We start from the raw sequence: 13891 nt of genomic DNA, 5'->3' as shown, positions 1-13891 counted from the left end.
AAAATGATAACCTTATACGCACAATTATTGATAAAAATGATTTGCAACGATGTTAAATGCTTTTTCTGCGGCTGTAATCGTTTCTTCAATGTCTTTCTGTGTATGCGCTGTAGTAAGAAACCATGCCTCATATTTGGACGGGGCTAAATGAATGCCTTGATCAAGCATGGCTTTAAAAAATAAGCTAAACTGCTCTCCATTTGTATTAGAGGCGCCGTCGTAATCGGTTATCTGCTCTTCAGTGAAAAACACCGTCAATGCACCTTTCAAGCGATTAATGGTAATCGGAACATTTGTTTTCGCTGCAGCGAGGTAAAGTCCTTCCTCGAGTGTCATGCCGAGTTCATCTAGCTTTTCGTAAGTTCCTTCTTCTTTCAATACATTTAAACAGGCGATACCGGATGTCATTGATGCTGGATTACCTGCCATTGTTCCTGCTTGATAAGCAGGTCCAAGAGGAGCAACTGTCTCCATAATATCTACTCTACCACCGTAAGCGCCAATAGGAAGGCCGCCGCCAATGATTTTGCCTAAGGCAGTCATATCCGGTTTTACTTGAAGAAGATCTTGGGCTCCTCCATACATAAATCGAAATGCTGTAATGACCTCATCGTAAATAACGAGAGCGCCAGCTGCATGGGTCAATTCATTTATTTTTTGAAGAAATCCAGGTTCTGGTTCAACAATGCCAAAATTTCCGACTATCGGTTCTACAAGAACAGCAGCTGTTTCAGAACCCCACTTATCTAATGCTTCTTTAAGAGCATCGCTGTTGTTAAATGGAACTGTAATGACTTCTTTGGCAGTCCCTTCTGTAACCCCAGCTGAATCGGGGGTTCCTAAAGTAGATGGTCCTGATCCTGCAGCTACAAGGACAAGATCAGAATGACCATGGTAGCAGCCAGCAAATTTAATGATTTTTTCTCTTCCAGTATAAGCACGTGCTACGCGAATGGTCGTCATAACAGCTTCTGTGCCTGAATTAACGAAGCGCACTTTTTCTAAAGAAGGAATAGCCTCTTTTAGTATGTGAGCAAACTCATTTTCGAGTCGTGTTGGTGTACCGTACAAAACGCCTTTTGCAGCTTGGTCTTGAATGGCTTGAGTAATGTCTGGATGAGCATGGCCAGTAATAATGGGGCCATACGCAGCTAAATAGTCAATGTATTTGTTTCCATCAACATCATAAAGATGAGCGCCTTCACCTCGTTCCATAAATACAGGTGTTCCGCCACCTACACCTTTGTAAGCTCGGGATGGGCTATTCACGCCACCTACAATTAAGTCTTGTGCCTCTTTATAGTGTTTTTCGGATGTATTGCGATTCATATAACCCTCCAATGTGGTTTGCACATTTTTTGTACCCAACTATGATAGCATATGTTACCGTTTAAGTGAGAATAAAAGTAAACAGGCGTTCTTTATTGAAGAAACATTTAAAATCGGATACGCTAGAATAAAAGTATAGATGGGGGATTATGAATGAACTTAATTGGAAAAGAAGCACCAGACCTAACACTTCCGGCAACAGGGAATAAAGAGATTACCTTATCTGATTATAAAGGCTCGACAATTGTACTTTATTTTTACCCTAAAGACATGACGCCGGGTTGCACGACTCAAGCATGTGATTTTAGAGATCAAACAGCGTTGTTTAAGGAGCAGGGTGCAGTAGTTATAGGAATTAGTCCAGATCCAGTTGACCGCCACGAAAAGTTTATGGAGAAGCATGGGCTGTCTTTCCCGTTGTTAGCGGATGAAGAATTAAAAGCTGCAAATGCATATGATGTATGGCGCTTAAAAAAGAACTTCGGTAAAGAGTACATGGGTATTGTACGTTCTACGTTTGTGATTGATAGGAATTTCACTGTTGTGAAGGAATGGCGTGGTGTTCGAGTAAAAGACCACGTTAATGAAGTTTTAGAATTTGTAAAAGGACTTTCATCATGAGCGAACAGGTGCTATTCGTTGTTAATCAAACAGAGGAACGCCAACGTGAGTTGAAAAAGACTTACGAGCAGGTTCATTTTAAATTCTTTTCATCTATAAAAGAAGTGACCTCTTTTACTGACGCAACTGTACTTGTAACATTTGGTGAAGATGTCACTCCTGAAATACTTAATCAGGCAAAAGAGTTGAAATGGATTCACGTCTTGTCGGCAGGCGTTGAGCATCTTCCATTTGAACAGATTCTTAATCGAAATATTCTTGTTACAAATAGCCGTGGCATCCATGCGACGCCAATGTCAGAACACGCAATGTGGATGATGCTGGATTATGTTAAACGAGCGCGAGACTATCGTCAAGCACAAGCAGAAAAGGCTTGGATTCGAAATCAAAAACCATTAGAACTTACAGACTTAACCGTTGTTTTACTTGGTACAGGGGCGATTGCGAGTAAGATTGCAGAGCGAGCAGCCATTTTCGGTATGAAAACAATCGGAGTTAATACGGACGGAAGAGCCGTACGTCATTTCCATGAAGTAGTCTCTATGCGTGAGTGGGAGACAGCGTTAAAACAAGCTGATTTTCTTATTAATGTGCTCCCTGCTACAGAGAATACGAAAAAGATTTTAAATGAAGATGCATTTAGCCTTGTTAAACAAGGAGCAGTTTTTATAAACTTAGGTAGAGGGAATGCTGTAGTAGAAGCTGATTTAATACGTATGTTGGATAAAAAAATGATTGACCATGCGTATCTTGATGTCTTTAATGAAGAACCGTTATCAGATGAATCCCCACTTTGGGAACATCATTCAGTAACGATCACTCCTCATATTTCTGCATCCACTTCTTTTTATATGGAGAGAGCACTGAAAATTTTTGTTGAAAATCTTTCACTCTTTATAGAAGGAAAAGAGAACTTTGTTAATGAAGTTCATAGTAAGAAAGGATATTAAAAGGAGGGGTACCAATGAAATTGCTCGTGTGTATAATAGAAGACTTTTATGCGGACTATGTAGAAAAAGACCTTAGAGAGAAAGGTTACCGAATGACAGAACTCTCTAGCTCAGGCGGCTTTTTGAAAAAAGGAAGCACGACGTTCCTTTTTGGTGTACATGAAACCGATGTAGACCAACTACAGCAATCATTAAAAAATGCGTGTTTAGAAGTGGAAAAACGAAAGCAGCGTAAAGAGAGCAAAACCCATCGCTATACATCGTTTCTTGTACCAGCGGCTAATGCCACTCCTTTACTATTACAAGATCAAACGTAACGGTTTGGAAGCTACTCTAGAAAAGGGTGGCTTTTTTTTGATTAATCGTTACTTGCTAAATGAGCGTTTACAACTTATAATAAATCTAAAGTAAGAATAGTTTTTATTGAAAGTGAGGGTGCAGACCATGGCCAATCATAGCTTGTTAGAAGCAATTGATGCGCTAAAAAGCACTCGTGTGCGTATGACTCCACAGCGTCATGCAATACTTGAATTCTTATATGAGACGAAAGCACATCCAACCGCAGATGAAATTTATAAAGCTTTAGAAGGTCGCTTTCCTAACATGAGTGTTGCGACTGTTTACAATAATTTACGCGTTTTTAAAGAAGTCGGCATTGTAAAAGAGTTATCCTATGGTGATTCCTCAAGCCGTTTTGATTGCGTCACGACAAATCATTATCATGTGATTTGTAAAAACTGTGGAAAGATCGTTGATTTTCATTATCCGGGTTTGGATGAAGTTGAAACGCTAGCTGAGCATGTAACTGGATTTGAGATTGAGAACCACAGAATGGAGATATACGGCACGTGTGTTACGTGCAAAACGGCACATTAAAAAAGTCACTCTAACGTTAGAGTGACTTTTTTATGCCTTATGGTTGATTGGTAGTTTGTTTTTTTGCATTATAGGTTTCATCAAATTCACGACCTTCTAGAGAACGGTCCATCGTTAATGGTTGATCACAATGCATACAAGCATCGACTCTACCTAATACTTTTGTTGGTTTTTCGCAAGAAGGGCAGATAACAGGAACGGCTCTTGTAGATAACATGCCAATAAAGAAGTAAACAACTGTACTTCCAATCACTGCGAGCAAACCAAGAATCATTGCTATAACCATCACAACAGGATAGTCTCGAAAGAATATACCTATGTACATAATCAAGATGCCAATAAAAACGAGACTTAAAGCGAAGGTGCGAATCTTATTTATTTTGTTTGAATATTTCAGGCCCATAATCTTTTTCCTCCAAATTAGTATAGAAGGTTTATTCTATTCATTGATACAGGTATAGTATAACATAGAACCTTTAAGAATTATGACCGATCTTTCTTTCGTTTCTAACTACGATAGTGGCTAGTTTATAGTTTATGAATTGACTGGCTAACGGTTAAGATAAAATTAGACATGTTCTTAGTAGAGTAAATAAGGTTTTTAAAAAAAGTTTATAAAATGTATTGACGACTTTTTATCACCATGATATATTATTACATGTCGCCAGGGCAACACACTAACGACGACGTAAACAAAAAAGATATTGACCAAATGATTACCGATATGGTAAGATCATGAAGTCGCAAAAACGAGTTCTTTGAAAACTGAACAAAAGCCAAGCGTAAAAAGAGATACAAGGTATCTCGTCAATGAAGTTAGACACAGCTTTAAATTGTGCAATAGCTTAGGATCTTCGACTAAGATCGCAACGTCCATGTTGCAACGTCGAAGTCAACACATCCGTGTGTAAGTCAACACTTTTAACGGAGAGTTTGATCCTGGCTCAGGACGAACGCTGGCGGCGTGCCTAATACATGCAAGTCGAGCGGACAGAAGGGAGCTTGCTCCCGGACGTTAGCGGCGGACGGGTGAGTAACACGTAGGTAACCTGCCCCTTAGACTGGGATAACTCCGGGAAACCGGAGCTAATACGGGATAATAAAGAGAATCACCTGATTTTCTTTTGAAAGACGGCGTCTAGCTGTCACTAAGGGATGGGCCTGCGGCGCATTAGCTAGTTGGTAAGGTAACGGCTTACCAAGGCGACGATGCGTAGCCGACCTGAGAGGGTGATCGGCCACACTGGGACTGAGACACGGCCCAGACTCCTACGGGAGGCAGCAGTAGGGAATCTTCCGCAATGGACGAAAGTCTGACGGAGCAACGCCGCGTGAGTGAGGAAGGCCTTCGGGTCGTAAAGCTCTGTTGTGAGGGAAGAACAAGTACCGGGGTAACTACCGGTACCTTGACGGTACCTCACCAGAAAGCCACGGCTAACTACGTGCCAGCAGCCGCGGTAATACGTAGGTGGCAAGCGTTGTCCGGAATTATTGGGCGTAAAGCGCGCGCAGGCGGCTTCTTAAGTCTGATGTGAAATCTCGGGGCTCAACCCCGAGCGGCCATTGGAAACTGGGAAGCTTGAGTGCAGAAGAGGAGAGTGGAATTCCACGTGTAGCGGTGAAATGCGTAGATATGTGGAGGAACACCAGTGGCGAAGGCGACTCTCTGGTCTGTAACTGACGCTGAGGCGCGAAAGCGTGGGGAGCAAACAGGATTAGATACCCTGGTAGTCCACGCCGTAAACGATGAGTGCTAGGTGTTAGGGGTTTCGATGCCCGTAGTGCCGAAGTAAACACATTAAGCACTCCGCCTGGGGAGTACGGCCGCAAGGCTGAAACTCAAAGGAATTGACGGGGACCCGCACAAGCAGTGGAGCATGTGGTTTAATTCGAAGCAACGCGAAGAACCTTACCAGGTCTTGACATCCTTTGACCACTCTGGAGACAGAGCTTCCCCTTCGGGGGCAAAGTGACAGGTGGTGCATGGTTGTCGTCAGCTCGTGTCGTGAGATGTTGGGTTAAGTCCCGCAACGAGCGCAACCCTTGATCTTAGTTGCCAGCATTTAGTTGGGCACTCTAAGGTGACTGCCGGTGACAAACCGGAGGAAGGTGGGGACGACGTCAAATCATCATGCCCCTTATGACCTGGGCTACACACGTGCTACAATGGATGGTACAAAGGGCAGCGAAACCGCGAGGTGGAGCCAATCCCATAAAGCCATTCTCAGTTCGGATTGTAGGCTGCAACTCGCCTACATGAAGCCGGAATTGCTAGTAATCGCGGATCAGCATGCCGCGGTGAATACGTTCCCGGGTCTTGTACACACCGCCCGTCACACCACGAGAGTTTGTAACACCCGAAGTCGGTGAGGTAACCTTTTGGAGCCAGCCGCCTAAGGTGGGACAAATGATTGGGGTGAAGTCGTAACAAGGTAGCCGTATCGGAAGGTGCGGCTGGATCACCTCCTTTCTATGGAGTATTTACTCTAGTCGATGTATGACCTCGGGTCATATAGCGCTTTGGATCTTTTGTTCAGTTTTGGAAGAATTCCTCTTCCAATTGAAAATGCGAAGGTAATGGATACCACGCTAAGAACGCCACGTCCTGTGGCAACGCCTGGTACCTACATCCTGTAGGCATGGTTCTTTGAAAACTAAATCATAATCAATCAACTCAAATTAGTTTTGTTCATCGGTGTTACAACTGTTTGAACGAGACGTCAAGAATTCATAAACCTTTTAGGTTAACCAATTGACAAAGAGACCCGAGTAGATCAAGGATGGGGAATGCTTGATGGAAGGAGCGTAGTTCGCTACGTAACTGACAGAAAGACAGGAACCAGACGAAGAGATACGATGGGAATCTGACGTCAAAATGGATAAGTTAGAAAGGGCGCACGGTGAATGCCTTGGCACTAGGAGCCGATGAAGGACGCGACGAACAGCGATATGCTTCGGGGAGCTGTAAGTAAGCTTTGATCCGGAGATTTCCGAATGGGGGAACCCACCATCCGTAATGGGATGGTACTCCTGCCTGAACACATAGGGCAGGGTGAGGCAGACCCGGGGAACTGAAACATCTAAGTACCCGGAGGAAGAGAAAGCAAATGCGATTTCCTGAGTAGCGGCGAGCGAAACGGAATCAGCCCAAACCAAGAGGCTTGCCTCTTGGGGTTGTAGGACACTCTATACGGAGTTACAAAGAAACGGAGTAGGTGAATTGTCTGGAAAGACAAGCCGAAGAAGGTAACAGCCCTGTAGCTGAAACTTCGTTTCCTCCAGAGTGGATCCTGAGTACGGCGGGACACGTGAAACCCCGTCGGAATCCGGGAGGACCATCTCCCAAGGCTAAATACTCCCTAGTGACCGATAGTGAACCAGTACCGTGAGGGAAAGGTGAAAAGCACCCCGGAAGGGGAGTGAAAGAGATCCTGAAACCGTGTGCCTACAACTAGTCAGAGCCCGTTAACGGGTGATGGCGTGCCTTTTGTAGAATGAACCGGCGAGTTACGATAACGTGCAAGGTTAAGCTGATGAGGCGGAGCCGTAGCGAAAGCGAGTCTGAATAGGGCGAGTAAGTACGTTGTCGTAGACCCGAAACCGGGTGATCTACCCATGTCCAGGGTGAAGGTCGGGTAACACCGACTGGAGGCCCGAACCCACGCATGTTGAAAAATGCGGGGATGAGGTGTGGGTAGGGGTGAAATGCCAATCGAACTCGGAAATAGCTGGTTCTCCCCGAAATAGCTTTAGGGCTAGCCTCGAGTGATGAGTTTTGGAGGTAGAGCACTGATTGGACGAGGGGTCCCCACAGGATTACCGAATTCAGTCAAACTCCGAATGCCAAAAACTTTAACTCGGGAGTCAGACTGCGAGTGCTAAGATCCGTAGTCAAGAGGGAAACAGCCCAGACCATCAGCTAAGGTCCCCAAGTATACGTTAAGTGGAAAAGGATGTGGAGTTGCTTAGACAACCAGGATGTTGGCTTAGAAGCAGCCATCATTGAAAGAGTGCGTAATAGCTCACTGGTCGAGTGACTCTGCGCCGAAAATGTACCGGGGCTAAACGTATCACCGAAGCTATGGCAATCCCAGTAGGGATTGGGTAGGGGAGCGTTCCAAGGACTGTGAAGCTAGATCGTGAGGACTAGTGGAGTGCTTGGAAGTGAGAATGCCGGTATGAGTAGCGAAAAGAGGGGTGAGAATCCCCTCCGTCGAAAGCCCAAGGTTTCCTGAGGAAGGCTCGTCCGCTCAGGGTTAGTCGGGACCTAAGCCGAGGCCGAAAGGCGTAGGCGATGGACAACAGGTTGATATTCCTGTACCACCTCGTATTTGTTTGAACGATGGGGGGACGCAGAAAGGTAGGGTGAGCGCGCCGCTGGCTGTGCGCGTCGAAGCATGCAAGGCTGGAACATAGGCAAATCCGTGTTCCGTGAAGGCTGAGCTGTGACCGTGAAGGACCCAAGGGTCCGAAATCCCTGATCCTCCGCTGCCGAGAAAAGCCTCTAGTTAGAATACAGGTGCCCGTACCGCAAACCGACACAGGTAGGCGAGAAGAGAATTCTAAGACGCTCGGGAGAACTCTCGTTAAGGAACTCGGCAAAATGACCCCGTAACTTCGGGAGAAGGGGTGCTCTATTAGGGTGTTAAAGCCCGAGAGAGCCGCAGTGAATAGATCCAAGCGACTGTTTAGCAAAAACACAGGTCTCTGCGAAGCCGTAAGGCGAAGTATAGGGGCTGACACCTGCCCGGTGCTGGAAGGTTAAGAGGAGGGGTTATCCCGTAAGGGAGAAGCTCTGAATTGAAGCCCCAGTAAACGGCGGCCGTAACTATAACGGTCCTAAGGTAGCGAAATTCCTTGTCGGGTAAGTTCCGACCCGCACGAATGGTGCAACGACTTGGATACTGTCTCAACGAGAGACCCGGTGAAATTATAGTACCTGTGAAGATGCAGGTTACCCGCGACAGGACGGAAAGACCCCATGGAGCTTTACTGTAGCTTGATAGTGAGTGTTGGTACCATTTGTACAGGATAGGTAGGAGCCTTGGAAGCCGGAGCGCTAGCTTCGGTGGAGGCGTCGGTGGGATACTACCCTGATGGTGCTGACATTCTAACCTCGACCCGTGATCCGGGTCAGGGACATTGTCAGGTGGGCAGTTTGACTGGGGCGGTCGCCTCCTAAACAGTAACGGAGGCGCCCAAAGGTTCCCTCAGAATGGTTGGAAATCATTCGTAGAGTGCAAAGGCATAAGGGAGCTTGACTGCGAGACCTACAAGTCGAGCAGGGACGAAAGTCGGGCTTAGTGATCCGGCGGTGCCGTATGGAAGGGCCGTCGCTCAACGGATAAAAGCTACCCTGGGGATAACAGGCTTATCTCCCCCAAGAGTCCACATCGACGGGGAGGTTTGGCACCTCGATGTCGGCTCGTCGCATCCTGGGGCTGAAGTAGGTCCCAAGGGTTGGGCTGTTCGCCCATTAAAGCGGCACGCGAGCTGGGTTCAGAACGTCGTGAGACAGTTCGGTCCCTATCCGTCGCGGGCGTAGGAAATTTGAGAGGAGCTGTCCTTAGTACGAGAGGACCGGGATGGACATACCGCTGGTGTACCAGTTGTTCCGCCAGGAGCATCGCTGGGTAGCTACGTATGGACGGGATAAGTGCTGAAAGCATCTAAGCATGAAGCCCCCCTCAAGATGAGATTTCCCATGGCGTAAGCCAGTAAGACCCCTTAGAGATGATGAGGTTGATAGGTCAGAAGTGGAAGTGTGGCGACACATGGAGCGGACTGATACTAATCGGTCGAGGGCTTATCCTAAATTTCTTGAGTTTGAGTATGATGATTTGATTTAGTTTTGAAAGAATCACCGATTCTTTTTAACAAGAAGGGGACTATTCCCTTTTAGAATGAGTTTTACAAAGAGAAGCAAGGGACTGACAAAAAAGCCCGACGCTTATCTGAAGTAAACCAAAGTCTGGTGGCAATAGCAAAGAGGTCACACCCGTTCCCATGCCGAACACGGTCGTTAAGCTCTTTTGCGCCGATGGTAGTTGGGGGCTTCCCCCTGTGAGAGTAGGACGTTGCCAGGCTTACATAAATACATTTTCCACAGTAGCTCAGTGGTAGAGCTATCGGCTGTTAACCGATCGGTCGCAGGTTCGAATCCTGCCTGTGGAGCCATAGCTGGAGAGCTGTCCGAGCTGGCCGAAGGAGCACGATTGGAAATCGTGTAGGCGGTGTAAAACCGTCTCGAGGGTTCGAATCCCTCGCTCTCCGCCAGATTATATTCATACATAAAAAATCGTAAATTAGTGTAATGGCCCGTTGGTCAAGCGGTTAAGACACCGCCCTTTCACGGCGGTAACACGGGTTCGAATCCCGTACGGGTCACCATTTTTAAACAGATGCATACTATATTGGAGGATTAGCTCAGCTGGGAGAGCACCTGCCTTACAAGCAGGGGGTCGGCGGTTCGATCCCGTCATCCTCCACCATTTATTTTCATTGCTATATGATGTTGTCAACATTATTTTTAACGACGCGGGGTGGAGCAGTCTGGTAGCTCGTCGGGCTCATAACCCGAAGGTCGGTGGTTCAAATCCGCCCCCCGCAACCAAAAATATGGTCCGGTAGTTCAGTTGGTTAGAATGCCTGCCTGTCACGCAGGAGGTCGCGGGTTCGAGTCCCGTCCGGACCGCCATACATAAGGCTCGGTAGCTCAGTTGGTAGAGCAACGGACTGAAAATCCGTGTGTCGGCGGTTCGATTCCGTCCCGAGCCACCACTTACTTTTGCCGGTCTAGCTCAATTGGTAGAGCAACTGACTTGTAATCAGTAGGTTGGGGGTTCAAGTCCTCTGGCCGGCACCACTGAAAAAAGTTGTTGACAGAACTAGCGGTATTAGGTAAGATAAGTATTGTCTTTTCAAAGTGGAGGGGTAGCGAAGTGGCTAAACGCGGCGGACTGTAAATCCGCTCCCTCCGGGTTCGGCGGTTCGAATCCGTCCCCCTCCACCATCCTAGGGGTATAGTTTAATGGTAAAACGAAGGTCTCCAAAACCTTTGATGTGGGTTCGATTCCTACTACCCCTGCCATTATTTAATTAAATTGATTATGGCGATCGTGGCGAAGTGGTTAACGCACCGGATTGTGGTTCCGGCATTCGTGGGTTCGATTCCCATCGGTCGCCCCATTATTGGGCTATAGCCAAGCGGTAAGGCAACGGATTTTGATTCCGTCATTCCCTGGTTCGATCCCAGGTAGCCCAGCCATTTTTGCGGAAGTAGTTCAGTGGTAGAACACCACCTTGCCAAGGTGGGGGTCGCGAGTTCGAATCTCGTCTTCCGCTCTTTGTTTATCCTAAGGCGGTATAGCCAAGTGGTAAGGCAGGGGTCTGCAAAACCCTTATCATCGGTTCAAATCCGGTTACCGCCTCCAACAACTTAATAACTATGAGATGGTCCTTACATACATGCCGGGGTGGTGGAATTGGCAGACACACAGGACTTAAAATCCTGCGGTTGGTGACAACCGTGCCGGTTCAAGTCCGGCCCTCGGCACCATTTCTCATAGTAAGCGCCCGTAGCTCAATTGGATAGAGCGTCTGACTACGGATCAGAAGGTTAGGGGTTCGACTCCTCTCGGGCGCGCTTTTTTAAAACCAGTTTAATTTAAGCTGGTTTTTTTGTTTTTTTCAATACTGCTTCTCTCTCTATAAGGAGCTACCGTTTAGTAGCTACATAAAAAAGAGGTGAAAGCAATGGAAAAGCAAATGGAGCAATCTTTTGATCAATTAAGCAATACTATCGCGCAAATTGAAGATGCACGGGTCGTTTACATTGATGATTTCATACCAGAGAGTGCAAGTGAGGAAGATCAAACGCCCTATTTTGAAGAGGCGCTAGGGGACGGAAACGTTAAATTGATTCTTGGTCCTAAACGCTATTTTGCAACGGTTCGGCTCCCAAATCGAACCGTTTTAGAAGGACAAGGTATGGAGCTCACCACTATACAGACACCCGATACGGCATCGAACGAAGAATGGACCGTATCCGTAAAAGACAAAGATAATGGTGGAGAGTATATTGTTGTAAAAAATCTGAGCTTAGATGGAAATAGACGAAGAGGTGCAGAACCTGCTGGAGGGAGTCGTTCTAGTTGTTTAACGCTTCACGGAGTCAAATACGCTTGGATTACGAATGTTTTCGCGTATAATAGCACCCTACATGGATTTGATGTTACTTCGACAGGATTAGACTACCATTATGGTGGAGATGGGACGGTTGATAGTGGGCCATCACAATACGTATGGATTGATTCATGCAAAGCGACTGACTGGGTTGATGACGGCTTTACAACACACCATAGTGAATTTATTACTCTATCAAATTGTTATGCGTACGACCCTTCTACAAGAGGAAATCAAAATGGAATAGAGATTGACGATGGGAGCCGCCATATACTGCTGACCAATAATTACACTTCTGGTTGCTATGGTGGAATTGAAATAAAAGCACATGATAATTCTAGCGCTGCTAGCAATGTGCATATCAATGGCCATATTTCAAAAGAAGATGCTCGAAGCTATAATTTTCGACACATTGGTCATCATACGGGTGAAGATCCAGATTCAACGACGGCTTTTCATTTAACGGCTACAAACCTTGTTGCGTTGCATCCTAATAATAAAAAAGGCTTTCAAAACAATATTGACCCTCGTGCACTCGTTATAAGTGCATATACGAACGTAAGCATTACAAATTTTACTGCAATTGGTGATGAATCATATGATTTTCGAAATGGTCCTGTCGTTGCGATTCAGTATAAAGCTAGGAATGTCGCTTTGAATGGTGTAAATATTAGCAGATTTCATCGTGCAAGTGATGGTGTCATTGTTTATGGGGGAAGCAATCGAGGAAACCATATTTCATTAAACAATATCAACCTTTACGACGCTGGTGATAACAATGGGATTTTCGTAGGAAGCGGACATAGTCATGTAACGATTAATGGTGTTAATGCCATCCACTCAAGAAATGGTGGAAAGAATGCTGTTGAATCAACAACAAATTCAATTAATATTAGTCATGTAAATGCAAGCGGGTATGAAACTGCTGTAATCAGCGGTGGCGTTCGTTACACTAATCCAATTACAGTTATTTCAGGTGGCGCTAGGTTGGCATCTAGCACCGGAGAGCCAAGACATGATCAATCGATTATACTTGCAAGTACAGCTTCACCTACAGCCATTCAATCAAAAACGATGGTAGCCGCTTCATCTAATTCACATGCAGAAGGCGAAGGCTCTGTTGTAGTAGGAAGTGCAGGTAATTCTAGAGCACGTGGCCCTAGAAGTAGCATAATAAGTTCGAGTGGGGCGATTGCAGGACAGCCAAATGGAGGATTTGGTTCAATGGTGCTTGCGAGTAACCTAACAAGTAATCCCACTAGTTATTCAGTAGTAGGGGGATATGGTGCTTCAGGGAATTCAAGCAGTTCAAATCGCAAATGGGAGCTTAATAGTAGGAACGGAACGATTAGAGCTTCTGGACAAATTACAGGTTCAAGTACATTCACAGATTTTGCTGAGTACTTTGAAAGTGTAGATGGAGAACCAATTGAAACAGGCATGTTAGTGACATTAAAAGGGGACAAAGTACAACTAGCAAATAAGGATGACATTATTATTGGTGTTATTACGGAAACGGCGGGTGTTGTATTAGGTGAAGCATCATTCCACTGGAAGAACCGTTATTTAACAAACGAATTTGGTGGTTTAATACTTGAACCACAGCGTGTTCGCACATACGATGTAGACGAAGAAGGGAACACATTGCCAAGCTATCGGGAAGAGAGTGTTCTATTACCATTAGAGAACCCTCTGTTTGATTACAATGAACCTTATGTGGACCGCAAAGAACGAGACGAATGGAATATTGTAGGCATGATGGGCCAAGTATATGTACGCGTAAATGAAGATGTACAAATAGGTGATTATTTAATGGCCTTTAATGGAATAGGACAACCTAGTGAAAAAGGGAATGTAAAAGTCATGAAGCTAACAAAGGCTTATAACGCTGACTGTGGTTATGGTATTGCGCTTTGTTTCATAAAATAATG

At 45.7% G+C, this 13891-nt stretch carries 7 protein-coding genes, 16 tRNA genes and 3 rRNA genes; 24 read left to right on the top strand and 2 right to left on the bottom strand.

What is annotated here, in order from left to right:
• Positions 1 to 24 precede the first annotated feature (24 nt).
• Entirely contained in the window at positions 25 to 1329 is a 1305-nt protein-coding gene (locus BK583_RS14530; RefSeq protein ID WP_055735117.1) for a glutamate-1-semialdehyde 2,1-aminomutase, read from the bottom strand.
• Between the two features lie 153 nt (positions 1330 to 1482).
• On the opposite strand from BK583_RS14530, the gene bcp reads away from it, so the two are divergent.
• The 4 genes from bcp (at position 1483) to perR (ending at position 3776) form a co-directional block, all read left to right on the top strand.
• Positions 1483 to 1950 (top strand): thioredoxin-dependent thiol peroxidase, encoded by a 468-nt coding sequence (bcp, locus tag BK583_RS14525; RefSeq protein ID WP_055735116.1) that lies wholly within the window; start codon positions 1483 to 1485, stop codon positions 1948 to 1950.
• Positions 1947 to 2900, top strand: a complete 954-nt coding sequence (locus BK583_RS14520; protein ID WP_038478387.1) for a D-2-hydroxyacid dehydrogenase — start codon at positions 1947 to 1949, stop codon at positions 2898 to 2900. The genes bcp and BK583_RS14520 overlap by 4 nt, the downstream gene beginning before the upstream one ends.
• Positions 2901 to 2914: 14 nt before the next feature.
• Positions 2915 to 3217 (top strand): cyclic-di-AMP receptor, encoded by a 303-nt coding sequence (locus tag BK583_RS14515; RefSeq protein ID WP_035395595.1) that lies wholly within the window; start codon positions 2915 to 2917, stop codon positions 3215 to 3217.
• A gap of 127 nt (positions 3218 to 3344) precedes the next feature.
• Positions 3345 to 3776: a peroxide-responsive transcriptional repressor PerR gene (perR, locus tag BK583_RS14510; RefSeq protein WP_038478389.1), complete on the top strand. Its 432-nt coding sequence runs from the start codon at positions 3345 to 3347 to the stop codon at positions 3774 to 3776.
• A 37-nt stretch (positions 3777 to 3813) separates the two neighbouring features.
• On the opposite strand, the gene BK583_RS14505 is transcribed toward perR, so the two are convergent.
• Complete coding sequence (locus tag BK583_RS14505; protein ID WP_055735115.1) at positions 3814 to 4179, bottom strand: YgzB family protein; 366 nt, start codon at positions 4177 to 4179, stop codon at positions 3814 to 3816.
• Between the two features lie 518 nt (positions 4180 to 4697).
• Here BK583_RS14505 and BK583_RS14500 point away from each other — a divergent pair.
• The 20 genes from BK583_RS14500 (at position 4698) to BK583_RS14405 (ending at position 13889) form a co-directional block, all read left to right on the top strand.
• Positions 4698 to 6246: ribosomal RNA gene (locus BK583_RS14500) — 16S ribosomal RNA — on the top strand.
• A 407-nt stretch (positions 6247 to 6653) separates the two neighbouring features.
• Positions 6654 to 9590 (top strand): 23S ribosomal RNA (locus BK583_RS14495).
• Between the two features lie 156 nt (positions 9591 to 9746).
• Positions 9747 to 9862: ribosomal RNA gene (gene rrf, locus BK583_RS14490) — 5S ribosomal RNA — on the top strand.
• Together the 16S, 23S and 5S rRNA genes with 16 tRNA genes alongside form the textbook arrangement of a ribosomal RNA operon.
• A 16-nt stretch (positions 9863 to 9878) precedes the next feature.
• Positions 9879 to 9953: transfer RNA gene (locus BK583_RS14485), tRNA-Asn, on the top strand.
• A 5-nt stretch (positions 9954 to 9958) separates the two neighbouring features.
• A tRNA-Ser gene (locus tag BK583_RS14480) sits at positions 9959 to 10052 on the top strand.
• 39 nt (positions 10053 to 10091) lie between these two features.
• Positions 10092 to 10166 (top strand) — tRNA-Glu (locus BK583_RS14475).
• A gap of 25 nt (positions 10167 to 10191) precedes the next feature.
• Positions 10192 to 10267: transfer RNA gene (locus tag BK583_RS14470), tRNA-Val, on the top strand.
• 45 nt (positions 10268 to 10312) lie between these two features.
• Positions 10313 to 10389 (top strand) — tRNA-Met (locus BK583_RS14465).
• Between the two features lie 7 nt (positions 10390 to 10396).
• Positions 10397 to 10473: transfer RNA gene (locus tag BK583_RS14460), tRNA-Asp, on the top strand.
• Between the two features lie 7 nt (positions 10474 to 10480).
• A tRNA-Phe gene (locus tag BK583_RS14455) sits at positions 10481 to 10556 on the top strand.
• A 9-nt stretch (positions 10557 to 10565) separates the two neighbouring features.
• A tRNA-Thr gene (locus tag BK583_RS14450) sits at positions 10566 to 10641 on the top strand.
• 62 nt (positions 10642 to 10703) lie between these two features.
• Positions 10704 to 10788 (top strand) — tRNA-Tyr (locus tag BK583_RS14445).
• A 4-nt stretch (positions 10789 to 10792) separates the two neighbouring features.
• Positions 10793 to 10866, top strand: a tRNA-Trp gene (locus BK583_RS14440).
• A gap of 22 nt (positions 10867 to 10888) precedes the next feature.
• A tRNA-His gene (locus BK583_RS14435) sits at positions 10889 to 10964 on the top strand.
• Positions 10965 to 10968: 4 nt separating this feature from the next.
• Positions 10969 to 11043: transfer RNA gene (locus BK583_RS14430), tRNA-Gln, on the top strand.
• Positions 11044 to 11048: 5 nt separating this feature from the next.
• A tRNA-Gly gene (locus tag BK583_RS14425) sits at positions 11049 to 11120 on the top strand.
• A 15-nt stretch (positions 11121 to 11135) separates the two neighbouring features.
• A tRNA-Cys gene (locus BK583_RS14420) sits at positions 11136 to 11209 on the top strand.
• Positions 11210 to 11245: 36 nt separating this feature from the next.
• Positions 11246 to 11334: transfer RNA gene (locus BK583_RS14415), tRNA-Leu, on the top strand.
• A gap of 13 nt (positions 11335 to 11347) precedes the next feature.
• Positions 11348 to 11421 (top strand) — tRNA-Arg (locus tag BK583_RS14410).
• A gap of 110 nt (positions 11422 to 11531) precedes the next feature.
• Positions 11532 to 13889 (top strand): peptidase G2 autoproteolytic cleavage domain-containing protein, encoded by a 2358-nt coding sequence (locus BK583_RS14405; RefSeq protein WP_055737282.1) that lies wholly within the window; start codon positions 11532 to 11534, stop codon positions 13887 to 13889.
• The last annotated feature ends 2 nt before the right edge of the window (positions 13890 to 13891 follow it).

Source organism: Shouchella oshimensis, assembly GCF_002019765.1.
GTDB lineage: Bacteria > Bacillota > Bacilli > Bacillales > Bacillaceae_D > Shouchella > Shouchella oshimensis.
The sequence above is the reverse complement of the archived record's forward strand: the minus strand, read 5'-3'. Positions and strand labels throughout refer to the sequence as shown.

Coding starts and splice junctions, on each gene's coding strand:
- BK583_RS14515 (WP_035395595.1), top strand. CDS start 2,915: ATGAAATTGCTCGTGTGTATAATAGAAGACTTTTATGCGGACTATGTA.
- BK583_RS14520 (WP_038478387.1), top strand. CDS start 1,947: ATGAGCGAACAGGTGCTATTCGTTGTTAATCAAACAGAGGAACGCCAA.
- BK583_RS14405 (WP_055737282.1), top strand. CDS start 11,532: ATGGAAAAGCAAATGGAGCAATCTTTTGATCAATTAAGCAATACTATC.
- BK583_RS14505 (WP_055735115.1), bottom strand. CDS start 4,179: ATGGGCCTGAAATATTCAAACAAAATAAATAAGATTCGCACCTTCGCT.
- perR (WP_038478389.1), top strand. CDS start 3,345: ATGGCCAATCATAGCTTGTTAGAAGCAATTGATGCGCTAAAAAGCACT.
- bcp (WP_055735116.1), top strand. CDS start 1,483: ATGAACTTAATTGGAAAAGAAGCACCAGACCTAACACTTCCGGCAACA.
- BK583_RS14530 (WP_055735117.1), bottom strand. CDS start 1,329: ATGAATCGCAATACATCCGAAAAACACTATAAAGAGGCACAAGACTTA.